General features: G+C 69.5%; 15 protein-coding genes. All 15 read right to left on the bottom strand.

Features of this window, described 5'->3' with window-relative positions; all coding sequences use genetic code 11:
* Entirely contained in the window at positions 1-2,298 is a 2,298-nt protein-coding gene (locus HUW62_RS18310; RefSeq protein ID WP_163864986.1) for a glycosyltransferase, read from the bottom strand.
* A 5-nt stretch (positions 2,299-2,303) separates the two neighbouring features.
* The gene (locus tag HUW62_RS18305; RefSeq protein ID WP_176435144.1) at positions 2,304-3,341 is read right to left on the bottom strand and encodes a hypothetical protein; all 1,038 of its coding nucleotides are present in this window, start codon (positions 3,339-3,341) and stop codon (positions 2,304-2,306) included.
* A gap of 28 nt (positions 3,342-3,369) precedes the next feature.
* Positions 3,370-6,768: a hypothetical protein gene (locus HUW62_RS18300; protein WP_163864988.1), complete on the bottom strand. Its 3,399-nt coding sequence runs from the start codon at positions 6,766-6,768 to the stop codon at positions 3,370-3,372.
* A 10-nt stretch (positions 6,769-6,778) separates the two neighbouring features.
* Complete coding sequence (locus HUW62_RS18295; protein WP_176435143.1) at positions 6,779-8,842, bottom strand: ATP-binding protein; 2,064 nt, start codon at positions 8,840-8,842, stop codon at positions 6,779-6,781.
* A gap of 14 nt (positions 8,843-8,856) precedes the next feature.
* On the bottom strand, positions 8,857-10,881 hold the full coding sequence (locus tag HUW62_RS18290) for a hypothetical protein (protein WP_176435142.1): 2,025 nt from the start codon (positions 10,879-10,881) through the stop codon (positions 8,857-8,859).
* Positions 10,882-10,974: 93 nt separating this feature from the next.
* Positions 10,975-13,467, bottom strand: a complete 2,493-nt coding sequence (locus HUW62_RS18285) for a VWA domain-containing protein (protein WP_176435141.1) — start codon at positions 13,465-13,467, stop codon at positions 10,975-10,977.
* A gap of 10 nt (positions 13,468-13,477) precedes the next feature.
* On the bottom strand, positions 13,478-14,437 hold the full coding sequence (locus HUW62_RS18280) for an IPT/TIG domain-containing protein (RefSeq protein WP_163864992.1): 960 nt from the start codon (positions 14,435-14,437) through the stop codon (positions 13,478-13,480).
* Between the two features lie 42 nt (positions 14,438-14,479).
* Positions 14,480-15,766, bottom strand: a complete 1,287-nt coding sequence (locus HUW62_RS18275; RefSeq protein WP_176435140.1) for a hypothetical protein — start codon at positions 15,764-15,766, stop codon at positions 14,480-14,482.
* A gap of 3 nt (positions 15,767-15,769) precedes the next feature.
* Positions 15,770-17,206 carry a hypothetical protein gene (locus tag HUW62_RS18270; RefSeq protein ID WP_176435139.1) on the bottom strand — a complete coding sequence of 479 codons (1,437 nt, stop codon included), beginning with the start codon at positions 17,204-17,206 and terminating at the stop codon, positions 15,770-15,772.
* A complete protein-coding gene (locus HUW62_RS18265) occupies positions 17,203-19,974 on the bottom strand; it encodes a phage tail protein (protein ID WP_176435138.1) in 2,772 nt (923 codons plus the stop codon). Before HUW62_RS18265 ends, HUW62_RS18270 begins: the two co-directional genes overlap by 4 nt.
* Entirely contained in the window at positions 19,975-22,278 is a 2,304-nt protein-coding gene (locus HUW62_RS18260; protein ID WP_176435137.1) for a hypothetical protein, read from the bottom strand.
* A 7-nt stretch (positions 22,279-22,285) separates the two neighbouring features.
* On the bottom strand, positions 22,286-22,612 hold the full coding sequence (locus tag HUW62_RS18255; protein WP_255203493.1) for a GPW/gp25 family protein: 327 nt from the start codon (positions 22,610-22,612) through the stop codon (positions 22,286-22,288).
* Positions 22,613-22,682: 70 nt separating this feature from the next.
* Complete coding sequence (locus HUW62_RS18250) at positions 22,683-24,254, bottom strand: hypothetical protein (RefSeq protein ID WP_176435136.1); 1,572 nt, start codon at positions 24,252-24,254, stop codon at positions 22,683-22,685.
* Complete coding sequence (locus tag HUW62_RS18245) at positions 24,254-24,973, bottom strand: phage baseplate assembly protein V (protein WP_176435135.1); 720 nt, start codon at positions 24,971-24,973, stop codon at positions 24,254-24,256. Before HUW62_RS18245 ends, HUW62_RS18250 begins: the two co-directional genes overlap by 1 nt.
* Positions 24,970-26,055, bottom strand: a complete 1,086-nt coding sequence (locus HUW62_RS18240) for a phage late control D family protein (protein WP_176435134.1) — start codon at positions 26,053-26,055, stop codon at positions 24,970-24,972. Before HUW62_RS18240 ends, HUW62_RS18245 begins: the two co-directional genes overlap by 4 nt.
* Positions 26,056-26,185 lie beyond the last annotated feature (130 nt).

Here is a 26,185-nt window from a genome sequence, read left to right as displayed (position 1 = left end):
TCAGGCCGCGAGGAGGGCGTGGACGGCGTCGAACGCGTCGCCCATCAGCGCGCGCACCGTGTCGGTGGGGTGGGGGTGCCAGTAGCGATGGTGGACGCGCTTCGGGTCCACGTTCGCATCGTGGATGCACGCGACGAAGAAGGACGGGTCATCGAGCACGAGGAGCTTGCGGGACGGGTCGCTCCAGAGAAAGCGCGCGTCCTCGCCGATGTTGATGTCGGGGAACGGGTTCCGGCTCCAGAACGACTTCGTGTAGCAGAGCGTGTTGCCGGAGACCCAGGGCCGCTGACCCGGAGGATAGACGTACTGCCAGGAGCGGTCCGTCGCGGGCTGGTGGTAGTAGACGCGCGTGAGGCCGCAGACGGAGGCGCCCGAGTCGAGCAGTGACGTGGCCTGGTAGCGAAGCCGATGAGGCGCGGACCAGTCGTCGTCATCCCAGTGGACGATGAGCTCGCCGCGCGCGGACTGACAGGCGAGGTTGCGCTTGGCGCCCACGGAGTGCCGCCGCTCCAGTCTCACGTAGCGGATGCGAGGGTCCTCGGGGAGGAGGTCCTCCACGGGCTGGGTGCCATCGTCGACGATGATGAGCTCTCGCTCCGGCCAGTCCTGCGCGAGGAACCAACGCACCGCCAGCGGGACGAACTGGCGTCGGTTGAACGTGGGCATGATGCAGGACACCGTGGGCTGGGCGCCGTGTGGCAACGGGGCGTCCGTGGGCCGTGGTTCCTCGGTGCTCGGGGCCACCTCCTGGCGCGTGGCCATGGCGCGCTTTTCGAGCACGGCCAAGGTGCCGGCGGTGCGGAGCGCGCGGTAGCGACCCTCATGGACCAGCTCGCGGACAAGGCGCTTCACGCCAGGGAAGTAGTCGGCGCAGTCGTGGAAGGCGACCAGTCCTCCGACGACGAGCGAGGGCTCCAGGTGGAGGAAGTCCGCCAACACGCTGGCGTAGTCGTGGAGTCCGTCCACCAGGAGCAGGGAGATGGGTGCGCCCCAGGGGACACCAGGGGCGTGCTGATGATGGACCTGGATGCGGGAGGCGAGTCCGCTCCTCTGGAGCGTGCGCGCGAGCTTCTCGCGGGTGGAGCCCATGTGCTGGAGGTTGCCGCCGCGCGCACCCACGACACCGTCACCCGGGTCGATGGCGTGAATCGGAGGAGCGACGCCAAGCGATTGGGCCACGCGTCCGAGGACGACGGTGGCCTTGCCGCAATAGCTGCCCACTTCGACCACCGCGTGTGACGTGGGCAGCGACGTGAGCGCGCGAGAGGTGGCGGCGATGAGCAGGTCCGCCTCGTCGTCCGTGAGCCAGCCTTCGACTTCGCGCATCTCCGCGAGGATGGGCCGCGTGAGCAGCAGACCGGGCGACTCCGCGCGAGCCTCGTCCATCACGGGCGCGACCGCTGAAGGAGCGGGCACCTCACCGTTCTCGGGCAGCGGCGCGAGGCATGGCAGCACTCCCGCCACGAGCGTGGAGGGCTGCTCATACCGCCCGAAGTGATTGCGCACGTGAGCACGCAGCGGGTCGTCGAACTGGCGCGGGATGGGGTGCGCCCAGAACACATCAGGCGAAGCCATGGCGGCGTCGAGCTGCGCCGTGGAGTACCGGACGCGATAGCGGACCAACTCGTAGTTACACGGACTGACGAGCACGCGGTGGCCGAGCAGGGCCGTGAGCGTGGGGAACAGCACCTCCTCGGTGGCCCAGATGCGCGAGCGGCGGAGAATGTCCTGGAGCTGCATGTCGCGCTCGAACAGCGAGACGAGGTCGCGGGCAGCCTCCGCGCTGAAGACCGTGGACGGCCAGAAGGTCCAATGGACGAACTGCGATTCGCCCTGGGGGAACTTGCGGAGGAAGGGACGCCACAGGTCCACTTCGCGCCGGGCATGGACGGCGGGAGCCGTGCGAGCCCCCGGGCCATGCGGCGCTTGAACGTTGCCCAGCAGGCCGGCGCCGGGATTCGCGGAGAAGAACGCACGCAGGTGCTCGGAGTAGCCGGGCCGCAAGCCGAGCTGGTCCGAGTCCACGATGGTCATCGCGTCGAACGGATGGTGCTCCAGCGCGAAGCGGAAGCAGTCGAGCGCGAAGTCATGCAGCCAGCCCCACTTCATCGGACGCGGGGTGGGGTGGATGACCGCGTTGTACTGCTCGAAGGGGAAGCCCTCGAACAGCTTCGAGTCGTGCCCGCCGTTGTAGAGCAGGATGAGCGAGCCTGGGTCCAGGTGATGCAGGTTGCGCACGAGGTCGACGACGCAGTCGGGACGCTCGTGGACGAGACAGGCGTAGACGTGTCGGAACATGGTGCTCAGACCTCGGTCAGGTCCACGGCCTCGAGCTTCAGGCCAAAGTGGTCCGCGGCGCGCGCCAGGTCCTTCTTGGGCACGGTGGCCTCGTTGGCGTCGTAGACGATGACGTGCGTGCAGCCCGCTTCGCGACGCTGGTCGATGTCCCTCCAGGCTTCCGCGGACAGGGCCTCGCGCACGAGCTGCCAGTCATCGTCGAGCTGACCCAGGAATCCGAACGCGTCCAGGCCCTCTCGGAACAGCAGGGGCGCTTGAAAGCCGAACCCCAGGTAGTGATAGGCGCGCAGCCCCTTTCCATCCGCCTCCACGGCATCGAAGCCGAACCAGGTTCTCGGGTCCTTGGGGTCGGGCTTGGAGACCGTGGGCGGGCGAGGATGGCTTCGCTCATAGAGCACATGAGGATGTCGCTCGGGATGGGCGCCGCGCTGGAGCAGGTCCATCAGTGACACCTTGTGCCCCTCCGCTTGGAGCTGCCGGTGACGCTCGTAGCCGAGCGGCAGCACGAAGGAGCTCAAGTCATAGGGCCACAGCGAATGGTCCGGACTCGCGGAGAGGTCGAAAATCTGCGGGACGGGGGAGTGCCCCAGCCTCCAGAGCCAGTCGGATTGGCTCCGGATGAAGTGCTTCTTGGCGCGAGGTGCCTCGGCGGGCGGCGCGTAGGGTTGGGCGAGCCGCGCGATGACGACCTGGAGCGCGCGCATGGTGGCGTCGCGTGGCACGGGCGCGGCGGCGATGCGCTTCCACAGCGCGGACGGGTTTTTGCCCGCGAGGTGGGCCGCGATGCTCAGGCCCGCGATGTTGGACAGCGCGGCGGGCGCGGTCAGGTCCGCGTCATCGAACCCTTCGAAGTACGTGGAGATGAGCCGGTCCGCGAGCGCGAGCGCCCGTTTCACCAGCGGCGCGTCGCCTGCGATGAGCGCATGGAGCACGGGTTGAAGCGAGTTGGGCCGCAGCCCCGGGTCCTCCTCCCAGTCGGACAGCAGCACGCTCGCGGAGGCGCGCAGTCGGTAGCGGGTGGAGCAGAGGTTGACCCAACACATCACATGCCTCCTGAGCGCCTGGCGCGGTTCAAATCTTCTCCACCCGCACGACGACATTGGCCACCACGAGCTTCACTTCATCATCCTTCATCGCGAAGTTCGTCTTGAGGTAGCTGGCGAGCTCGGCGCGGATTCGCGCGGCGATTCGCGCGAGCTTCGCGGCCGGGATGTGGGCCTGACCCGCCAGGAAGTAGATGACCTCGACCCTTCCCGCCTTCAACGCCGCGTTGACGCGCTTGACGGTCTCCTGGTCGGTCTGCCCTGCCGTGGCGCGGGCCAGGTTGCCCTGCAGGTTGTCCGTCGTCGCGGACAGGGGATTCTCGCGCGTGCGCCCACTGGGCTGCACGGTGCCCACCTGCTCGGGTGGGACGTATTTGACACTCTGCGGTGTCTTGCCTCCGAGGAACTTGGCCTCGCCGATGACGACGCGGTCCTGCGCGGGCGTGGCACCGGGGGCGAGCCCCGCGACGTCGAGGCCGGAGTGGGTGAGGGCCTTCTCCTCGGAGACAATCGAGATGTACTTCGGGTTGTCCGCCTTCACCTTCGCGGTCGCCGCCGCCTCCGCCTCCTTCTGCTGCTTGCGTCCCTGCGCCGAGGCAATCCACGTCCCCGATTTCGGTTCGCCCTTCTTGCGCCAGTGCCACTCGGTGTTCTCCGAGTCGATGCAGTAGAAGTGCTCGGCGCCGCGGGCCGAGGACTTCCATTCGTAGCGCACGTCGCCCTTGGCGCCCTCGGGGCGCACCGTCTTCACGTAGTCCTCGTCGATGAGTCCCTTGTCGCTCACGCCCTTGAGCTGCTTCGGGTTCATCTCGGCGTCGACAGCGACTCCGGCGCCCTGGCGGATGACCTCCAGCTTCGTGAAGCCGAAGCGCGACTTGATGGGCCCCAGGCCCTTCTTCAGGTCGCCGATGCGCTTCTCCTTGCCCCGGTCCGCCGCGAGGTAGCTGTCCAGCGCGGCCATGCCGTTCTTCCACCGCTCGGCGATGGGCACCTGCGACTCCGGCCCCGCGCCCTTGGCCTTGCCGAACAGCTTGCGCGCCAGGGCGACCAGCTTCGCCAGCACCTTGTCGATGGCGCGGTCCACCATCCCCTGCACCTTGAGGATGGTCTCCTTGATTTTGTCGCTGATGCCGCCCAGGCCGATGAGCCGCGCCAGGAAGCTGATGACCACGGGCACCGCGCGCCCCAGTGCCTGCTCAATCCAGTTGGCCGCGCCTCCAATCGCTCCCGTGGCGATGGCGTGCACCGAGCTGATGATGGCCTCGATGAGCGACATGATCTGACTGGCGCGCTCGATGAAGAACATCACCGTGTTGTAGATGGCGAGGACGGCCTGGATGATGGCGCCCGCCGGGTTGAACATGGAGATGATCTTCGTGATGGCCTGTTTGACGACGGTCTCGATGAGCCACGACTTCAGGGCCTCGATGACCATGTCCTTCAGGTTGCCGAGGTTCTCCTTCATCTGTTCCCACATCGCCGCGGGTCCAGACGTGATGAGGGTGCGCACCAGCTCGAAGACCTTCTCCAGCAGGCCCACGGTGCGTTCGCCCAAGAGCTTCACGGCCTTGGCGCGCATGCGCTCGTAGGTGATGCCGAGCACCGCGAGCACCAGCTTGAGGATGCTGGGCAGCGTCAGGTCCGTGGGGATGGGGATGCCCGCCTGCGCCAGCGCGCCGAAGAGCCACTGCATGAAGCCGCGAATCAGGTGGGCCTTGATGTTGCCCAGGAACTGCTGGACGCCCAGCTTGATGGCGGAGATGAGGTTGGACAGGAACCCGATGGGGTCCGCGAGGATGAGCTTGATGGTCTCCCAGCCCTTGCGCAGCAGGGCCATCAGCTTGTCCTTGAACTCGGTGAGGATCTTGATGACCTCGCCGATGGCGTCCGCCAGCTTCTTCAGCGCGCCGGCGTTCTCCTCCTCCAGCTTCTTGAGCGCCGCGTCCGCCTTGTCGAACGCCTCCTTGTATTTCTGGGCCAGCTTCTGGGCCAGGTCGTTCTTCTTCGCGTCAATGCCGCTTCTCAGCTCGTCGAAGCGCTCGCCCACCGCCTTCTGGGCTTCTTGCCCCACGCCCTGCAAATCACGCGGGAGGCTGTCGACATAGGTCTTGATGGCGGCCTGGCCTTTGTCCACGTCCGCCTTGGCCTGGGCCAGCCGGTTGTCCACCGCAGTGGAGATGCGCACCGCGAGCGCATCCATCTTCGAGGCGAAGCGTGTGCGAGCCTGCCCGAGGATGACCTTGATGCCCTCGGGCACGGGGCGGAACAGGTCCGCCACCCAGCGGGCCTTGCCCGTCAGGCCGCTGTAGCGGTCGTCCTTGAACTTCTCAATCTCCCGGTCCGCATAGGACTTCATGTCCGACAGGGCGGCCTCGGCGCCCAGGTCGAACATGCGCATGACGTCCGCTTCGAGCGTGGACAGCCGCGAGTCCACCCGTTGCTTCGTCTGCTGGTACATCCGCTCGATGTTCGCGGTGACTTCCTTGCGCCGGGCCTCGTCCTTCTGCTTCGCCAGGAGCTGGCGCGTCTTCACCTTGCTGTTGCCGGACACTCGGACGCCGGCCATCTGCGCCACGCCGGCACGGGCGTCCCCACCGGCCTTCGCCTTGGCCTGACCGAGCGTGCCCGTCTCGCTCGCGCGGTACTTGCCGGGCGCGGCCCCCGCGGTCTTCTCCACCTGTCCCTTCTCCGAGAGCACCTTGGAGAAGCGTGGGTCGTTCGCCTTCTTGAGCTGGTCGGGCGTCAGCTCCGCGTCCTTCATCTGCTGGTCCGCGTCCTGCTTGCCCTTCTGCAGCGCCTGCACCTGGGTGTTCGGCTTGGGCGCGGGCATGGCCTCGGCGCCGTTGACCGGAAGCGACTCGGGCGCGGGCTCGGAGGGCATGGCCGAGGACTGTCGGGCGGGCACGCCACTGGGGTCCGGAGCCGCCGCGGTGGCGGCCTCCGTGGGGCCCGTCGCCGCCTGCTTGGTTTCGCTGACGCCTCCGGCGACGCTGTCCTTCACCTGCGCCGTCTCGTTGCCCTCCATGAAGCTGTCGGCGTCATCCAGCGTCTTCGGCATCACCTTCTCGATTTCCGCGCGCAACATCGCGAGGAAACCGTTGGGCTCTGTCTTGGGCGCTTCCGCCGCCTTCATGGCGTCGACTTGATTGCCCTTCGCGCCCGCGAGCTGTTCGGTGGGCGGGGACACGGCGGCGGCCTGCGCCTCCGCGGCCTTCTGCGACGCGGGGGGATGCTTCTTCGTCTTGTCAGAGCTCTTCTTGAGCTGCTCGATGACCTTGCGAAAGCGCGGGTCCTTCTCCGCGTCGCCACCGACCTTGATGGCCGCGCCTCCGGGAGCCGCCGCGCTCGTGGCCCCGGCGCGCGCGGGCGCCGCTCCTCGCGCGGCTGCGCTGGAGGCGGGTCGGGCGGATGCGCGGGCGGGAGGCATCGGGAGTTTCTCAGCCTCGCAGGGACTGCGTGGTGGCCCGGCGCAAGGGGCAGACGTCTCCGGACTTGCGGTACTCGCGCGTCACCCCGGCCTCCAGGTGCGCGGAGCCGAGCGGCGCCTGCTCCTCCAGCGCGAGCAGGGACGCGTGCAGCACCGCGTTGCGAATCTGTCCGCCGCTGAGCTGGCAGCGCGCGGCCACCTCGCGAAGCAACTGGCTGTCCACCGCGTGCGCCGGAGGCAGGTGGAGCTGCCACAGCGTCCAGCGCTCGGAGGCGTCCGGCGAGCGGAAGTCCACCACCACGTCCATCCGCCGCTGGAACGCGGTGTCGATGGCGTCGGACGCGTTGGTGGTGACGATGAGGATGCCCTCGTAGGACTCGATGCGTTGGAGGAGGTAGTTCGTCTCCAGGTTGGCGTAGCGGTCCGTGGAGGAGCCCACGCCCGTGCGCCGCGCGAAGAGGGCGTCGCCCTCGTCGAAGAGCAGCACCACGTCCAGCTCCTCGGCGAGCGCGAAGATGCGCGCGAGGTTCTTCTCCGTCTCGCCGATGTACTTGTTCACCACCGACGACAGCTCCACCCGGTACACGTCCAGCCCGAGCGCCGCCGACACGAGCCGCGCGGCCAGCGTCTTGCCCGTGCCGCTGGGACCTTGGAAGAGGGCGCGCACGCCCGCGGTGAGCTGTCGGGCCAGGGCGACTCCCATCGCCGCGCCCATGCGCTCCCGGTGACGGCAGCGCGTCTCCAGCAGGCGCAGCTCGCGCAGCGTCTCGCTCGCGACGGAGAGCTGGCTCCAATCACCTGGAGTCGTCACGCGCACGGCGAGGGTGTCCAGGGCCTGTCGGTTGAGCGCGCGCGTGGCCTCGCGCACGTCGGGAGGTTCGATGCGCTCCCGGCCCGCGAGCGCCGCGTGGGCCTGGGCCAGCCGGGCCGCGCGCCGGAGATGTCCACGGGTGAGGCGGAAGCCCGTGCTCAGCGTCTCCAGGGCGGGACAGGCGCGGCCCGCGAGTCCTCGCTCCCAATGCAGCGCGCGTTCGTCCGGCCCCGGCATGGCCACGTCCAGCGTGAGCGCGCGGTCGACACCGTCGCCAGTGACGCCACCCAGTCGTCCGAGCACGACGCCCAGCGGACCGTCGAGCCCCTCCAACGCGGGAATCTCGGCGGCCTCACCCGGAGGCGGGTCTGTCACCGCCACGGGCATCGCATGGAGCAGCGTGGCCAGCGGGCCCACGACGCGCCAGCGTGCATCCTCCCCCTTCTGGAGTCCGTCCACCTCCAACACGCCGCGCCCGAGCGAACGCGCCACCGAGCGGAGCAGCGTGCGCCGTCCATTGTGCCGAGGCCCGCGCAGCACCAGCGCGCGCACTTCGTCGGTGCCGAGCAGGGTGGGGAGACGCTCCAGGGCGTCGCGAAGTGACTCCGGAATGATGAGTGGCTCGTCCTGCTCCAGCCGCTCCAGGGGATGATGTTTCATCCACGGTGTGGGCTTGTCGGGAGCCTCGCCGCGCAGCGCATCCCAGACCGCGCCGGGGACATGGAGCGCCCACTCGGAGCGAGGGGCCTCGCGGTCCGTCACCTCCACGAGCCCCAGCTCCATCAGGCGACGCAGCCGTCCGCGCGTCTCACCCCGGTCCTCGTCTCCGCGCCAGCCCGCGTTGAGCAGGCCGAGCGTTGGACGGTGGAGCGTGGGCGTGCCCTGGAGTGACGCGAACAGCGCGCCGAAGCGGGCGTCTTCCTCCACCATGCCCACCGCGAGCAGGAGCGTCAGCGTGTCATGGTCCAGCAGCGCGGCCCGGCGCAGCGCGCGCAGGGGGAGGTGTTCGGTGACGTCTTCCTCCCAGGCGGAGATTGCCTCGGCCCACGGGCCCGCGCCGCTCGACACTTCCAACGGGTCGATGCCCAGCTCGGTGAGCTCCGTCCGGTAGGCTTCGAGGAAGGGGAACCGCGCGAGCAGGGAGTCCTCGCCACCGCACAGGCTCGCGCCTTGGGCGAGCACTCGCGACACGGCGGCGAAGAAGTAGAGCTTGAAGTGCTCGTGCGCCGCGGACTCAGTGGGAGGAGGCTGGGAGATGGACATGGCGCGCCTCGGGCTCACTCGAAGTGGAAGGTGAGGTGTCGCCCCTCGGAGGGCAGCCACCCGATGTCGCGGTCCAGGCCGGCGATGCGCACCGCCAGCGGGAGCTGGGCCAGGAACAGCACCACGTCCACATGCCCCTCCGTTACGTGCAACCTCGCGTCGTGTGCGAGCAGTGTCGCGTCCAGGGCTGACGCATCGTCCGGCGACACCCCCAGCGCGCGGCACAGTCGAGCGCGACAGAACGGCACGAGCCATCCGAGCCAGCGCTCCAGGGGCTCGGTGTCGAGCGGACCTGTCTCGTCACCTCGGGACAACGTGAACGACGACACGGAGGAGTAGGGCGCAAGCTCGCTGTTCATGAGTGCCTCCACGTCGTGTCCATCGCAGGGGACATCGAGCACGAGGAAACCCGCCGCGTGGTGCACACGCAGCCGTCCTTCGACAACGCTCCACGTCCACTGGGTATCGCGGAACGTGCGTAGCCACGCGGGTGGGATTCGCCAGGCCTCGGGAGGCGTGAAGTCCTGACCGGGAAGGACTCCAGGCTTCCGGCGGGCGAGCAGTGCCAATACCTTCCACACCGGGTCGGTGGGACGCGGGTCCACGCACAGGCGTCGGCCCACGAGCGTGACGAAGTCCCACAGCGACAGCGGCAGGTTCGGATGCGCCGGCATCGAGAAGTCGCCGTACAGCTCCAGGAACAGGCCCAGGTTGACCAGATAGAAGAGGCCGCCGAGGCGTGTGGAAAAGGGCAGTCCCCACGCGCGTCCGGAAGGTGGCTCGAGCTCTCGGAGTGGCGTCGGTGGTGTCGTGGTGTGCACGGGGGACCGCGAAACGTCTTCAGTCGCGGAGGCGGGTGAGGCCTCGCGGGACAACGGGCTCTCGGCGCTCGGCGCGACCTCGATGGGCCGCGACACGCCGTCGATGTGCGAACGCTCCCCGACGCTTTCACTCGCTGTCGAGGCTTCGGCCCGAATCAGCACGGGCACCGCAACGTGCTCCTCGAAAGGTGCTGTCTCGCGAGGGGGCCGCGCCGCGGGTTCCTCGACGGGGGCCGTGAAGGCTGTGACGTCAGGAGCGGATTCAGCGTGCAAACTCGGAGGCGCGCTGACCGCGAGAGCTTCAGTCGAGGCCTCGTGCCGAGCCGCGCGAGGTGCGACGGGAGAGGGGACCGACAGCGACTCCTCCATGTTTCGCCAGGTGCCGACGGCGGGGAGAAACTCCGGGCGACGTGCCTCCACTGGCACGCGACGCAGCGTGAGCGCGACTCCGAGCAGGGCCGCGTGTTCACGTGAGTCCTTCAGGGTTCGCACTTCGGGGGCCCAGGACTCCCAAGGGGCGGTTGTCGCGTGGGGCGCTCCACCTGCCCCCACCGGACCCTCTGGCTCGACAGCGGCCATGGGCTGCTCGTCGTTCGCATCGCGTGCGGGCGCATCGAGCGCGGTGGCGGACAGGCCATGTACGCGAAGCACCCGTGTGAGCAGCTCACGCGCTTCCGGAACGGTGAACAGCGACACCACGGAACGGACCTCCCGTTGCCGGGTGAGGAACTCCAGCGCGCTCGGGACGTACTCGGGCGCGCGCAGCCATTCGGTGACGACGGTGCGGGCCAGGTCCGCGTTGGGGAACAGGCCCCTCCACCACCAGTGGGCGTTCGCGAGGCCACGGCTCACGTCGCTCGCCAGACAGGCCAACAGCTCGGAAGGGTCCGCGAACAACACGGCCTCCGCGCCAGCCGGCACGACACCCCGCGCGGGCCTCGCGGCGCGGGCCACCTGCTCTCGCAGCACCGAGGACAGCGCCTCGTTCCACGCCGCGGGTGGACGCAGGGCCTGCTGGCTCACGGGGAGCACGCCGGGCTTCGGGTCCATCAACCGCCGGATGCACACCGTGGCGGAAGGCGGCAGGCCCGGCGGAAGCAGGTCGGCGCCCGCCAGCACGGCTTCCAGCCGCAGCCTCGCCGAGAGCGGCTCCAGCTCCGCCCCGCGCAGCCGCAGCCGCTGGATGACCGTCCTTCCTCGCGCCGCCTGCTCATGCATCGTCTCGACGTCCTCGTGGGTTCGACGTGATGAAAATGAGGCGATGCCACGGGTCCGGGAGCCCTCGTCACGAGGACTCCCGGAGGCCAGACCTCAGTCCCCGTCGTGGTGCTTGCGGCGACGGCTCGCGAGGAACCCCAGGGCCACGAGCCCCAGGACGCCGGTGGAGCCGCTCGGACGCGTGTGCTTGCAGGGACAGCCCTCCGTGGGAGGCACCGGTGGACTGGAACCGCCGTCATCTCCCGTGCCGCCGTCACGCTCGGAGCCGTTGTCCCGAGGCTTTGGCTCCACTGGCTCCAGCTTCGTGACCGGGCCCTTGGCCACGGGCGTGCCGTTCACGAGCACGATGATTTCGGTGCGGTCATCAATCCCGGACAGGCGGACCTCGTAGGTGCCGTCGACCCTGGGCGTGGTGGCCGGGGCCTGCCTGCCCTTGCCTTTGAACTGCACGACGACGCGGTCCTCGAAGCCCGGGCCCACGTAGTTGCCCAGCGCGTCCCGCGGGGTCAGCACGAGCACGTAGCTGCCAGTGTCGACCCTCGTCACCTTGACCTCGAACTTTGGGCCAAAGGGCAGCACCTCCACCTGGGTCTCCAGGAGTTCCGCGCGTCGCACTGGCTCGCCGGCGGGGCCCCTTATCAAGAGCTGGAAGTGGAAGCGGTACGTGCCGGGCGTCTGCGTGTCCGCGAACACCAGCTTGTAGATGCCGGGCGCGGTCTCCTTCAGCGCCAATGAGTCCTTTCCGACGGTGGTCCCCAGCTTCCTCAGGAACTCGGGGTTCCTCATCAGCGTGTCCAGCTTGGCCTGGTACGGTGACACCGGGTCCGGCCCCTGTTCGACGCGACCCTCGGCGCGCGTCTCGTGCATCAGCGTGCCCAGTGCCCCGTTCGGCGTCTCCACCAGGACGGTCAGCTCGCCGTTGTTGAGCTTCTCCAGCGGCTTGCCGTCGAACGACACCTGCGCGACGACCTCGAGCGGCTGGCCCGCGGAGTGCCGCACCTTGTCCAACGAGAGTTGGAAGTCGAGGCTCTTCTCCTGCACATAGGCCGCGAGCTGGTACGGAATGGCGGGGCTCGCCGTCCCGGGGATGCGGCTCACCGTGAGCTGCCACTTGCCGACCGGCCCCGCCTTGGGGAAGTCATAGCGGTTCAGGACGTGGCTGCGGCCCGTCTTCACCGCCACGGGCTTCGGGTTGCTGCCATCCGGCGCGGTCACCTTGAGCGTCACGGGCTGCCCGCGCGGGCTCGTGGTGAACCAGCCCACGTTGACGTAGAGGCTCTGCACGGTGCCGTCCACGTCGACGGTGCGGCTCGCGGTGTTGGTGCCCGCGGGCAGGGTGGTGGAGCTCTGGAGCAGCGTGGCCAGCGTGTTGCCCTTGAGCGCCGCGACCAGTTGCTGCGCGAAGGCCGTGGTGGTGCCGCTGCTCGTCGTCAGGTGGTTCTGTCCGGCAGTCTGCTGGGAGACGGCGTTCATCAGGTCCGCGTACGGGACGGCGCCGCTGGCCACCGCCACCGTCAGCATGGGGACGCAGTGATTGGTGAGGCGCTCCGTCGTGCCGGGAGTGACTTCCAGCACCTTGAAGCCGATGTCCGGGCCCGTGCCGTCCTTCACCATGGGATTGACGTTCTGCATGCCGTCCGTCATCACCACGAGCGTCAGGTCATTGACCTTGTCCTCCTGCCACGCGGCGAGCGCATCCCGGATGCCGCCGCCCATCGCCGTGGTGCCCGCGGTGACATTCGCGTTCACATGGCTGACGGCCTGCTCCCACGGGTGACCGCCATCCATCAGCGCCGGAGCGCGCTCGACGAACAGCTTTCCGTTGAACTTGGTCGGCTCGGAGTCGCTCTCGAAGTAGACGAGCGCCAGCCGGTCCCTTCCCAGCCCCGAACCGCCCGCCTCACTCAGGGGATCCAACCCCTCCACCTCCCAGAAGTGGATGAACTGCTCGGCGGCGCTCTGCAGCGCGAGCCACTTCTGCACGTTCATCGAGTCACCGGGCGTCGCCGAATCCATGCTGCCGGAGCGGTCCAGCACCAGCGCCACGTCCATGGGGATGCGGCCCCGATTCACACCCGGAGGCGGCAGGGTCCAGTTCGTCAGGCCCTTCACCCGTCGCGAGGAGCAGGTGCACTGGTCCAACGATGGCGCGGCGAACGTCGTGGTGCGATAGCCCGTGAGGTTGTTGAAGTTCGTGGCGTCCGGCGTGAAGCGAATCGTCCCGGAACCATCCTGGGCGGGCTTGATGCCGCAGAGGTTGTCCAGGGCGGCCAGGACGTCCCGCCGCTTGTAGTCGATGATGATGGCGTTGGTGCCGGCCCCGACGATGAACACGTTGTCGCCGTTGGCCAGGTTGACGGGCCCGCCGCCCACCACCACATCGGTGTTGCCCATGGACGTCTCGAAGTTCAGCGTCGCGCCGTTCTGAATCGGCGTGCTGGACTCGAGCATCACCTTCACGCGGGTGATGGGAATGGTGGTCGCGGGCGCGGAGATGGCCAGTTCGTGCGTCGCTGCCAGGGAGCCCGTCGCCCCCAGGAGGAAGGGGAGCGCGAGCCAGGAAAGCCTCTTGGAATGTCTTGGCATGTGGTGGACCTCAGGGCTTGTAGATTTCGAGTGCCTGCGTGGGAGACATGGCCGTCCCCACGCGCACCTTGATGTTGACGATCTTGCTGTCCCCGGAGAGGTTGATGCCCGTCAGGGACGAGGGGATGGTGACGACGAGCCGGCTCGGCAGCGTGGACGTGCCCAGCGGCTGCACGCCAATGGGCGTCCCCGAGGTGCCATCCCGGGGCTGGTCGTCGAAGAACACGCGGATGTTGGTCAGCGTGGTACCGAAGTTCTGACCGTTGATGATGAGCTCGCCGCCCAGCGGGGCGTTGGCGATGCTGAAGGGAGTGATTGCGGGCAGCGGCGTGCCGGTGGGCCCCAGGATGATGAGCTGCGAGGACGTCGCGCCCGCGGGGTTGGTCACCACCACCGTCACCGTCTTCTGCTGGCCGGCCGCGGGTGGGTTCGCGACGGAGGGCACGACGACGAACAGCGAGTAGCGCGTGCTCGCGTTCGAGGGCGGCGCGGCCACCGTCCCGTCGAACGTCACCGTGTTGTTGCCGCGAACCGCGTCGAAGTTCTCGCCGATGATCTGCACCTCCGTGCCGATGTTCGGCGTCAACGGAGAGAAGCCGCTGACGGTGGGCTTCGCCGGAGGCGTGGGCGTGGAGCCGGCCTGGGTCGCCACCAGCAGGTGGATGCCCGTGCCGTCCTGCACCCGGGTGCCCGGCGTGGGAATCTGCCCGATGACCGGCCGCGCGTTGTTCTTCGGGTCATTGAGGTTCACCACCAGCCCGGAGGCATCCATGGACAGGGCGAGCTGGAGGTTGCCGCCGGACTGCGCAATCAGGGCCTTCACGTCGAGCAGCGTTCGGCTGAAGAGGTTGGGCACCACGTTGGGGCCGCCCGACGTGGTGGCCAGCGCGTTCAGCAACTGGATGATCGCATTGATGAGCTCGGCGCTGATGAGGTCGCCGGGCTTGACGAGGTTGAGTGGGTCGGCCATCGGGGTCTCCTCGCGGCCTGCGAGAGATGGAAGGTGGAAAGGTCAGCGGGGCAGCGCGTAGTTGCCGAAGTGCCAGTGCGCGGCGTCGGACCGCGCGTCACCCAGGTAGGGCAGGTAGCCACTGGCGAAGACGAGATAGGGCTGGGGCCGAGGGGCGCTCGCGTCGCTCTGCGCGAGCTGGTTCTCATGGACCAGGTACAGCCACAGGAAGGGCTCCTTGCGGACCAGGTCCACCGGCGGATACGCCAGCGACATCCTCAAGAGGGCCTGCAGCCGCGAGCCCTCCACGTGGACCGGCGCCTCGGGGGGATAGGTGAGCCCGTCGAAGAACTTCGTGTACGTGAAGCCGCGCGCGCCCGTCATTCCCTCCAGTGGCAACAGTCCCACCGCGGGCAGCGCCACGAAGTGGTCCAGCGCGCGCACCGTCTCCGGTGTCCCGGTGCGCAGCGTGTCCAGGTGCTCCTGGAACTGGAGGAAGCTCGCCTCGCCCTCCGTGGCACGCCGGTCGTCCAGGCCCAGGCCCCAGCGCTCTGGCGTGGCCACTCGCGCGGGCCGGCGTCGCGCGGCCCAGGCGTCCACCCAGCGCAGGCCCACGCCCGCCTTCCAGTGCACCACCGCCAGCGGCACGTCACACGACGTCAGCGCCGCGGGCCGCAGCTTGTCGATGAGGCCATAGGGTGGATTCGCCGGCCCGAAGGGATTCACCATCCACGCGCGGCTCGCCGCGTCCGACGTGCCCAGGCACAGGTTCGCCACCCGGCTGCGCAGGTGCGCTTCGTCCGAGAGCTGGGCCGCCGTCAGCTTCAAGTCCAGCAGCCGGAAGCGCACGCCCTCCACGCGCCGCTTCGCTTCGCAGCCGGAGGAGGGATTTCCACCGAGGCCACTGACGGGCGCGCGCCCCTCGCGGCCGGACGCGGGCGAGAGGACCAGCAGGTACACGCCCGTGCCGGACACGTAGTCGCTGCTGCCCGGCGAGCAGGTCTCGAAACCGCCCGTGGCGGTGGCCGTCGCGCCGCTCCCGCTGTTGGAGGGGCCTCGCACCAGGGAGACCTCTACCGGCTGGAGCAGTTCCAGCGCGTGGCCCGCGCGACTGAGCGCCAGGCCCGCCGTCACGGTGACGAGCGGTGAGGACACGGTGCTTCCCGGTGAGATGGACACAGCGAGCCCGTGGGCGACACCTTCGCCCATGGCTCGCACGTGTCGTCCCAGCGCCGCCTCGTGGGCGGTCTGCTCCTGACTCAGGTCCTCTGCGGACAGCAGCCGGCCGTTGAAGAAGTTCGTCGAGCGGATGCCGTCCTCGAGGAACGCGGTGTCCAGGTCGATGCGCATGGCCTACCTCAGGCTTTCCGTGCGAGGGCTCGGCTTCGTCGGGCCACCGACTGACTTCTTCTTCGGGGCGATGGCGTACTGGCTCACCTCCACGATGAGGCCCAGCTTGCGGAGGGTGAGGATGGGGAGCAGCGCGTCCTTGTCGCGCACCTTCAGCAGCAGGCCGTCCGTGTCCGCGCGCACGAAGGTGATGGAGGGCTGCGTCACCAGGCCGTTCTGCGGCTCCACGAGCGTCGTCTTGAGCACGTAGCGCCACTGGTCCGGCTGGTGCGAGTAGCCGGTGAAGCTCACCGTCACGAGCCCCACGTCCACCTTCGTCACCTTCAAGCCGTTGTAGCCGACGTCGGTGGAGGTCTCGTCGATGGGAATCATCCCCGACGCGATGATGGAGTAGGGCGGCAGGTCGTCCGGACGGTGCACGGCCGAGGCGTCACGGGCGAGCCCCGCCAGCAGCCACTCCTGGAGCATGCGCTGGTGCAGCAGGACGGGCCGCCGCGCCTCGTCCACCGACTTCGTGCCCGCCGCGTCGACCTTCCAGGGGCCGGTGCCCAGCTCGCGCACCAGCGGCAGGTCGACCGCCGCCAGGAGGACGCCGTCCATCTCCGACTCCGGCGCGGGAGACACCGGCTGGGTGCAGCCCTGGGCCTCGCCCAGCCAGTTCGTCCGCCAGAGGGGCCGCAGCTCCGTCACCCACACCCGCGAAGCCTCGCGCAGGAAGGACTCCACGTCCGTCTCCAGCACCGGCACCGGCCCGCCGGGCAGGTCGTCCAGCACGTAGTCGTCCACCGGTGACACCGGCGAGGAGGAGACGACGGAGTTTCGCAGCAGCGTGATGAACTGCTCCAGCGTGGTGGGCGTGGGCGAGGAGGCGACGACGTTCATGTTCCGCCGCAGCCAGCGCGCGAAGTCGCGCACCGCGTTCTCCTCCAGCGGAGGCGGGGGCGGCCGGAGCGCCAGCTCCAGGTGGAAGTCGTCCGTCACGCGCGACGGGGCGGTGGTGTCGTCCTCGGTGCGGCACGGCTCACCCGGCACGGGCACCGGGTCCGTGAGGCAGTCGCGGTGGCGCAGCACCACGTGCACCGTCAGCCGGTTGCCCGCGCGCAGGTACGCGTCCACCTCGGTGCCGCGCGCGAGGAGCCAGTCGTTGAGCGCCGCGCACTGCGTGGGCGTCACGCGGACCCACTGTCCTCGCGGCGTCAGCGCCGCGCCGGGGGTGACGCGCACCTCCGGGCCCCGTGCGCCAGCGCCATGACTGACGGAGAGGCCCCAGGCGGTGCCGTAGCCGAGCAAGTCGCGCGCGAGCCACCTGTCCCTCTCGGAGAGGTAGGCGAACTCCTGGGTGAAGTCGTCCACGCCCAGCACCATGCCGAGCACGTAGTTGACGTGTTTGGTCGGGTCGGCCGGCGCGCGCTGCACTGACGTGGAAGTGAAGGTGCTCATTGGATGTCGCTCCCGTGGGTCTCACGGCGCCCGAGCAAGTCCCTCCCCAGGATTCGCCGGTCCGCGGCGTCTTGGGGTGGTCTCGGGGCCAGATGGCTTTCCGCCAGGTATTCGCGTCCGAGCCGCATGGCGGGCATCAGCTCGGGGGCACGGCTGCCCAGGTCGACCAGGGTGTCCACGCCCAGGCGGGCTTCGCCGACGCGGAACATGTCCCAGTAGAACTTCACGTCGAACACGGTGTGGGCCGGCTTCTCCACCGCCACCACCCGCATCGCCTGCTCTTGTCGCGCGCGCTGCTCCTGCGCCGCGCTGCCTCGTGGAACGGGCAGCACCACCGTGAAGCGGTGGGCCGCCGCGCGCACGGGCAACACCACCGTCTCGAAGTGGTACCAGTCCGACTGCGCCGGACCGTCCCCGGGCAGCGTCACTGGCGATGTGGCCTGCGTGAAGTCCGTCAGCGTGGTGCCGTGCGCCGCGTTGAGCGCCTGCACCGTCCGATAGCGCCGCGTGAGGAAGTCGAGCCAGCGCGGTGCGCTCGCCGCCGTGGCGGCCGGAATGAAGCCCAGCACCTCTTGCATGAAGGCTCGCCACACCGTGGCCACGGCTTCCTGCGGGGGCTCGCGCAAGGGGAGCGCATCCACCGGCGCCGTCACTCTGGCGTCCACCAGGGCGGCGCGATAGCGCTCCAGCAGTCGCGCGACTCCCTGCGCCGGCTCCCAGCGGCGTGACGTGGCGGCGGGCTGGATGCGGATGCCTCCCGTCTCGGTGGCGTCCGTCGCGAAGAGGAACGGAGTGCGCGCGGAGCGGAAGCGCTCGACGATGCGGTAGCGGGCACGGGTCGGTTCGGTGTCATCGGTGAAGATGGAGTCGTCCGGGCAGTCGTCCAGGGCCACGCGCAGAGCCATGCGCAGGCCGCGTGGGGTGCCTCGCCACTGGAAGAAGTCCAGCGTGTGGCGCAGGAAGAGGCGGCGACGCGTCTCGTCCCAGGCCGGGTCCAGCGCCACGCCGAACCAGGAGGCCAGCCACTCGAGCGCCTCGGGGGGCGCGCTCCTCGCGTCGAAGAGGACCTGGGCGGCGGCGATGCGGTCTTCCAGCGGTGTGAGCAGGCCCTCGGGGTTCGCGAGGAAGCGGTCCAGGAAGCTGGCCGACTCCGGGTCCTGTCGGTACAGGCCGGGGAGGTATTGCTCCGCGTAGGAGAAGCGCGGGTACCAGGCGCGCATCGCATGGACTCGCGGCGTCGCTGCGCCTCCACCCTGGAGCGTCAACTCCACCTGCGCATAGCGGCCCTTGGCGCGCTGGAAGAGCACCTCGAAGGTGCCTCGGTGCTCGCCCTTCGCAGTCGTGGTGAAGGGGAGCTCGGAGCCATCTCCGCGTTTGTGGAGCGTGGGCTCCTCGCTGAAGGGCAGCGCCTCCAGGTCCGAGCGCTCATTCGCCGCGCGACTGCGCACCACGAGGCGCGCTCCTGGCGGGAGGGACGCATCCAGCAGCAGGCGATGCCACACGCAGTCGGGCGTGCGCCCATCGAGCACGGGCGTGCGGAGCGTGCCCTCGGCCACGTAGCGCGGGCGGCGCTGGGCGACGAGCGGGATGAACGTGTCAGCGAAGTCGTAGAGGGCCTGTCCGTCCGAGGCGATGAGTGCCTTGCCCCCGAAGAGTCGCAGCGGCAGGTACTCTGGCTGGGCCACCGCGACGAGCGGGCCTCCTTCGGTGGCGAGCAACTCGAAGGCGAAGGCCTGGTTGCCATCCCGCCCCACGACGACGACACGGCCCATGGAGCCGTCGGACCCGGCGGGCAGCAACGCCATGTCGTGAGCCGCGAGGACATACGACGACGAGGGGCTGGTCTCCCCGAGCAGGCCGTCCACCTCCAGCGGCACCGGGGCGCCATCGAGGGCGCCGTCGCGGTACACCAGTAGCCGGCTGTCGTCGGTGCCTCGGTCCAGCACCAGCACGCGGCCTTCCGGCAACACCTCCACGGAGATGGGGTCCTGCGCGGCGACGGGCGTCGACGCATCCAACGTCACCGGGTGCGGGAAGGTGACGGCCGGAATCGTGCGCGTCGGTCCTCCGGCCTGTGGCTGGAAGGACTCCACGCGCGACGCGGAGAGCACGTCATCCACGCCCGTGCGCACCACGCGGAAGCCCGCGTCCAGTCGCCACAGGCGACGGTGCTGACGGTCCAGCACCACCACGCCGCCATCCGGAGTGGCCGCCATGTCCCACGGCGCGAAGGGCACTCCCGTGGGCCACACGTGTCGCACCGGGGGGCCGCCCGAGTGCAGGTCGAACACGAGCAGCCCAGCGGGAGCGACCGTGCCCACCACCAGATAGTGATGCCCGCTGATGGCCATGCCCGCGAGCAGTTCGGGCGTGGGAGGCGTGGGCGGAACGAGCGGACCGAAGCCACCCGTGCCTGAAACAGGTGTGGCCTCGGGAGTGACAGGCCAGAAGTCACTCGTCTGCCGTGAGCCGCTGGAGAGGACCTTCAGCATGCGCCCGTCGCGAGCCACCCAGTAGACGTTGCCGTAGCGGTCCTTCGCGGCGCCGCGTCGGTCGTCCAGGACAGGAGGCACATCGCGAGGCGCGGCGATGAAGCGGAACAGCTCCGCGCGCAGGGAGACCTCCGCGCGTGTGGAGTCCCACGCGACGTCCGCGCCGGTGCCGGACGCCTCGCTCCAGGCCTCGGAGAGCAGTCGGCCCTTCGAGGTGCAGCGGCCCCAGTCGTCGCGACCGAGCAGCAGATGAAAACGAGCGCCGTTGGCATCCATCTATCGGCACTCCTCGGGAACGATGGGCACGGAGACGAACGGCCGCTGCGTCGTCGTGACGGACGTGCCGCGCAAATCGTCGAGCGAGGGCGCGTCACCCACGGCGACGGAGAGACCGGCGAGCCGAGGGAGCTGGAGCCCCGTCATCGGTATCTGGTCCTGCTGCGTGCCCGTGGCGAGACCCAGCCGCACGCCGCGCACCAGCGCCACGCCCGCCACACGACTGGCCACGGCCGCCAGCTCCAGCGACACCACCGCCTTGCGCAGCGGCCAGCCCCGTCGCGCCACGGTGGCCGGATGCGCTCCCGCCAGGGACACCGTCTGCTCCAGCAACTCCGCGTCCTCGGGAGGCAGGGGCGACAGGAACTCGGTGAGGGCCGCCTTCACCGCCTCGCTCACCTGCGCCTGGGACACTCCCGCCACCACCTCCAGGCCCACCGTCACCCAGATGGGCCGGTATTGGGGGCGGCGCACGAAGACCTCGGTCGTCACCAGTCGGCGCGGCGCCAGCCAGCAGGCAATCGCATCCAGGAAGGTGTCCGGTCCCTCCACCTCGCGCGCGTCGGGCTCCGAGCGGGGAATGGCCAGCACCGTCACCGCGCCGGGAGCATCCCCCGGCTCATTGGGCGAGAGGGCGGGGTGGAACGCGGGCAGCACATCTACGCGGCCCACCGCCACGCCGGGCGTGCGCAGCGTCACCGCCTCGAAGTCCTGCGCCGTCACCAGCCTGTCCCGGTGCTGGAGGAATCGCGAGATGTGCCGCTCTCCTTCGAGCACGCCTTCCGCGTCGGAGCCGCCCCACGTGGGCAGCGGGTTCGCCACTTGGATGCCGGGAGGAAGCGCGGGCCCGCTCGCCACCGTGCCCGTGGCCACGTTGCCGGCGCGACCCACACCGTGGTCGTAGTCGGCGCGCAGCGTGGCGCCGAGTGGAGGCCGCGCACCGTGCGCACCGTCACCAAAGCGCAGCTCGCCCGCTTCGGCGTCCAGGCGGAACACCTTCACGCGCGTCTGCGCGGGGCGAGGAGAACCGGGCGGCAGGCGCGGGTCCGGCACCGACACCTCGGGGCCCGCGCTCGTCAGGTCGTCAATCTCCTCCCACGTTTCGGTGACGCCGTTCACCGTGACGCTCAGCCGCACCGAGCCAGGCAGCACCGGCGCGCGCGACAGCTTCAGCGCCTGGTCCGGCTCGCCCGAGCCCGTGGGCAACAGCTCGCTCGTCACGCGCTCGCGCTGGGACACAGGCGCGGCGTTGATGCCGGCCCACAGGAGCTTCGTCGTCACCGGCGCGGAGGCGGTGATGCGGACCCAGGTGATGACGCGCGCCTCCAGGTCCTCATCGTCGAGCGAGGGAGGGAAGTCGCGCGTGCCCGCCTCCAGCGGGTCCAGGTTCGTCCACAGCTCCAGCTCGGCGAGCGTGGAGGGCAGGGGGACGTCCACCACGGACGGCTCGGTGGGCATCTCCGAGGTGACGAGGGTGCGCCAGCTCGCGTTGCGCAGCGCCGGGTCCTCCGGGAGCTTGCCGTCCACCGGCAGCCGGGGAAGCTGGAACTGCAGCACCGCCGAGCCCACGGGCCGCGCCTGTCCATTGGGGACCAGGTCCCGGCCCTCGGAGCCGCCAGCGGGCGCGAGCCCCACCGTCAGCACCTTGCCCTTCAGCTCCTCCCTCGCCCGAGTCAACGCATCGGGGAGCTTCCGGTCCGCGGGCCGCAGCAGCAGGGCCACCCACAGCGCCTTGTCCAGCGTCTCGGTGTTGAGGTCCAGCGGCTCCGTGCCGCGCGGAGAAAAGGGCGTCGTCTCGTAGAACTGCAGTTCGTTGAGCGGCGCGGGCGGAGGCGCGGTGGCGGTGAAGGAGGCGTACATCTCCTGGTAGTACTCCTTCACGCGCTCCTCGGGCGCGACGCTCCGCTTGTAGAAGCACGCGGCCTCCACGGGCAGTACGTCCAGGCCGCGCTCGGTGCGGAAGGGGACCTGTCCCGCGCGGACCTCCACGCCCTCGGTCAGGGTGAGGGCCTGGGGAGGACCGCCGCGCTCGTTGCGGAGGGCGACCAGGCCGCGCGCGGAAGCGGCGGGCAGCAGCGGCACGCCGAGCAACTGGAGGAACTTGAGCCGGTTGCGCTCCGGAATCTGGTTGGCTCGGTAGAGCAGGCTCTCCGTCAGGAAGGCGAAGAGCTCCAACAGCGTGACGCCCGGGTCGGACTTGTTGAAGTTGGTCCACTCGGGGTTGTGGATGGGGATGCGCGCCAGCGCCTCGTCGAGGAGCTGCTGATACTTGCGGTCATCGATGGGCGGGAGGGTGAGTGGCACGATGTCGTTACCCCGCGAGCGTGACGCTCAGGTTGAGCCGCTCTCGTGCGCCGGTGGCCACGAGCTTGTAGGTGATGGTCGCCGTGGCGGCCCGGGCGTCCTGTGGGTCCGCGTCCACGCTGACCGACTCCACCGCGATGCGGGGCTCCCACTGCGCCAGGGCCCGGGTGATGCGCTCGCCGATTTGATGCCGCGTCGTGACGGTGTTCGGCTCGAACAAGAAGCGCCCGAGCCCCGCGCCGAACTCCGGCAACATCAATCGCTCGCGCTGCTCGGTGGCGAGGATGATTTGGATGGTTTCACGCACGTTGCGCTCACCTTCGGACCACTGCATGCGCCCGTCCGGGCCCACGCGTGGGGGGAAGCCGAGGCCGCGTCCAATGAGTTTTCCGGCGTCCATGGACTCACCCCACCCTGGGCTTGGGCAGACAGATTTTCAGGAAGGGCATCCACCAGAAGATGATGTTGAGCAGGCTGAAGAAGATCATCAGGACGATGAACGCGCAGAGCGTGATGATGGGGATGGAGAACATGCACAGCTCTCCCAGGTCGAAGCTCAGCCCGTCGTCGAGCTCCCCCTTCATCGTCTTCTCCAACCCCGACACCCGAGACATCTGCTTGCGGAGCCCCTTCGACAGCGTGAAGCCGACGTTCTTCTTGAACTTGCGCAGCCCACGGATGCTGGTGTCCAACGGCAGTTCGATTCGCACCGGACGCGCGGGGGCGTCCGAATCAAAGAACGGCGCCAGGGTGAAAGCCTTCGATGGCGCGCTGACGATGGGCGGGCACAGCGCGCCGCAAGCCGGCTTCAAATACACGCAGCGCATCACGTAGAGCGCCTTGCCCGGCTCCTCCAGCTTGGACACCGGCTCCGGCTCCGAGGGCAGTGAGTACACTCCCGCCGCCACCGCCGCGCCCAGGGCCGAGCGCAGCGCCGCCACTGTCACCTCGGTGCAAAGCCGCAGGTTGTAGTCGAGCCCGCCCGTGCCTCCGTTGAGGATGGCCGTGCGCTGCTGCATCGCCTTCCGCAGCGCCTGCTGCCACGTGTCCCCGGCGCTGCCCTCCACGCGGTGGTTGCCCGTCAGCAGCAGGAACAGCGTGCGCAGGGGCGAGCCCGCCGCGGGCGTGGGACCCGGTGACGCCTTGTCGAGCAGCGTCCACAGCGAGGGGATGCGCTCCTCCAGGAAGGTGGCGAAGTCCACGAGCAGGAAGCGCGTCACCTCCTTCTGGACGGCCACCGCGTCGCTCGTCGACTTCGTGTATGCGAGGAGCTGCTCGAAGGGAGCGACGACCTGGACCTCGGCCTCCTCCGCGAGCATCTTGTCCGGGTCCAACCCCGTGCTCGGGTCATCGTCCTGGAAGGCCGCCGCGGACTCGAAGGTGTCGCGACTGGAAGTCGGCACCAGCCCCACGAGCATCCGGCGGCGTTTCCCCTCGGGGGCGAAGTTCATCGGGAAGAGGGGCAGCAGCTCCTCGCCCTTCGCCAGCGCACCCGTCTCGGCCGTGCTCAGCTCCTTCCAGATGCGCCGCTTGTCGGCGGGGTTGCCCGGAGTGGCCGGCACCCACGCGCCTTCCTTGCCGCCGCCCAGGGAGCGGCGCAGGACGAACGCGGCTTTCTCCCCGCGCGCCGTGTCCACGACATGGTCGGGCAGGCCCGGCAGGCGACACACGAGGCTGGTGGCGACCAGATAGAAGCGGCCGTGTGCCGGCTGGTACAGCTTGGGCGGGGTGTTGACCTCGTCGTCCGGCGGCTCGCCGGGCATGCGCTCGCGGTAGCTCTTGAAGCGAGTCACCAGCAGGTCCGTCAGGTCGGGCCGCTCGGGCGATTGGAGTCGCTCCGCCAGCTCCTCCATGAAGCGGTCCGAGTCGAACTGGAGGATGCCCGGTGCCTGGAGTCGCGCCAGCTTGTCGGGCGCGGGGCCCCACAGCGGAGAGGCCGTCACCCACTGCACCGGATGTGGAAGCGTCGTGGCCATCACCACACGTTCCCCGCGCCCGGCGTGTACGACGCGCTGACGACGCTGTTGGTGATGACCGTGTCCGCCTGCACCACGCCGCTGAACTTGGACATGCCCGCGTTGACGGTGAGCATCCCGGCTGAAATCTCCGCCGTGCTCGCGTTGATGGTGACCTTGGCCGCCGCATTCACCGTGATTCCGCTGGACTCCATCTTCAGCGAGTTGCCGTTGCTGTCCTTCGCCTCGATGGAGCCGGGCCCGTCCTTGAGCGTCACCGTCTGACCGGCGGGCGTCTCCAGCGTGAGCGTCTCCTGGCCGTCCGTGTCGTCGAGCGTGATGACGATGCCGTTGCGAGAGCGCAGCACCTTCTTCGCGTTGCGGCCCGAGCTGTCCATGGACTCCGGCGGCTTGTCCTTCCCGTTCCACAGCGCGCCCACCACGTAGGGCCGCCGCGCATCTCCCGCCTCGAAGCCCACCAGCACCTCGTCATCCACGTCGGGCACGAACCAGGAGCCGCGATTGTTGCCGCCCATCAGCGTGGCCAGCCGCGCCCAGGCCTCGTAGCGTCCGCCGCCCGCCGCGTCGGCGGCCCAGGGCAGCAGCACCTTCACCCGCCCCTGATTGTCGGGGTCCTTCAGGTCGGTGACGCGCGCGGGATACAGGCCATAGAAGCGGCCCCCCAGGCCGTCCGCGACGCGCTCGTCCAGCACCTGTTCCCACGCCGCGTCCGCGCTCATGACGCCTTCCCCAGTCCAGCGCGCTCCGCCACCAGCTCCGTGCGAAGGCCGCGCGCGCCGTCGAACAGGTGCTTCACCTCGGCCAGGTGGTACTTGCCGCTGAACAGCGGCCCCAGTCCCGTCAACTCCACGCGCGCCCCCACGCGCAGCTTCGCGTCCGTCTGCGCGGTGCCGCGTCCCACCACGAAGCGCCGCGCCTGCTGACGGAAGTGCGCGTCCGCGCGCGCCTGGGCCTCCGGAACACTCAGGGGCGCCGCGTGCACCACGGCCTCCTTGCGCTCGGCCAGCTTCGAGGCCAGCAGGCTCGCGCCGCTCTCGTCCTTCTCCAGCTCCGCGCCCAGCACGGACGGGCCCGCCTCGCACGCAATCGCGTCCTTCTCCGTCACGTTCCACCCGCCCACCGTCACCGAGGAGCGCTGGCCCGCCAGGTCCGCCAGCACCGTGAAGGACATCAGCTCGTTGCCGCGTCCCAGCTTCAGCGGTGTCCCGGTGGAGCGACTGCCTCGAGCCTTCGCCTTCAGCGACTTGCCCTCCACCCACAGCTCCGCGTCCACCGCGCGGCAGCGCTCGCGCAGGAAGGCGAGGTCGCTCTGGTTCACCTGGGCCAGCACCGCATGCTTGGGACCAGGGACCGTCACGTCCGCTGTCAGGCCATGTTTGCCCGCGAGCTGGCGAAGAACGTCTTCGTCACTCGCGTTCTCATACGTCGTCGTCCGCCGAGTCATCCGCAGGTCCTGGAGGCGGTCCTCGGCGAGCACCGTGAGGGTGGGGGAGGCGCTCTCCGGGAAGCCGGCCTCCAGGCCTGTGATGCGTCCCTCGAAGAGGACGTCCTGCTTGCCCAGCCGCACCTCGAAGGGCTTGCCGAAATCGAGCACCGAGCGGTCGAAGTAGAGGAACCCCGTCTCGCCATCCTTCGGGCCCCAGTTGCCGAACGTGGCCTCGCACCGGTACAGCCCTTGCGCCGTCTCGACGATGCACAGTTCCAGCAGCCCGCTGGCGAGCGTGGGGTGCTCGCGACCGTCCACCCGCAGCGTGGGGCGGGAGGCGCGAAGCTTGGAGTCATTGCCCGTTCCGTCGGCCATGGCGCTCTCTCCCGGCTCAGTGCGCGCGCACGCGCGCGTGCCGCTCGCGGTGGAGGACCTGGGCGCGCTCCTGCTCGTGCGTCTTCTGCACGGACGACGCAGCGCCTTCCGCCGAGCCCCCGGACCCGCC

Origin of the sequence: Myxococcus sp. AM011 (assembly GCF_013372595.1) — a bacterium.
Lineage (GTDB): Bacteria > Myxococcota > Myxococcia > Myxococcales > Myxococcaceae > Myxococcus > Myxococcus eversor.
Note: the sequence above shows the minus strand (reverse complement) of the source record. Positions and strands in the feature narration are given on the sequence as shown.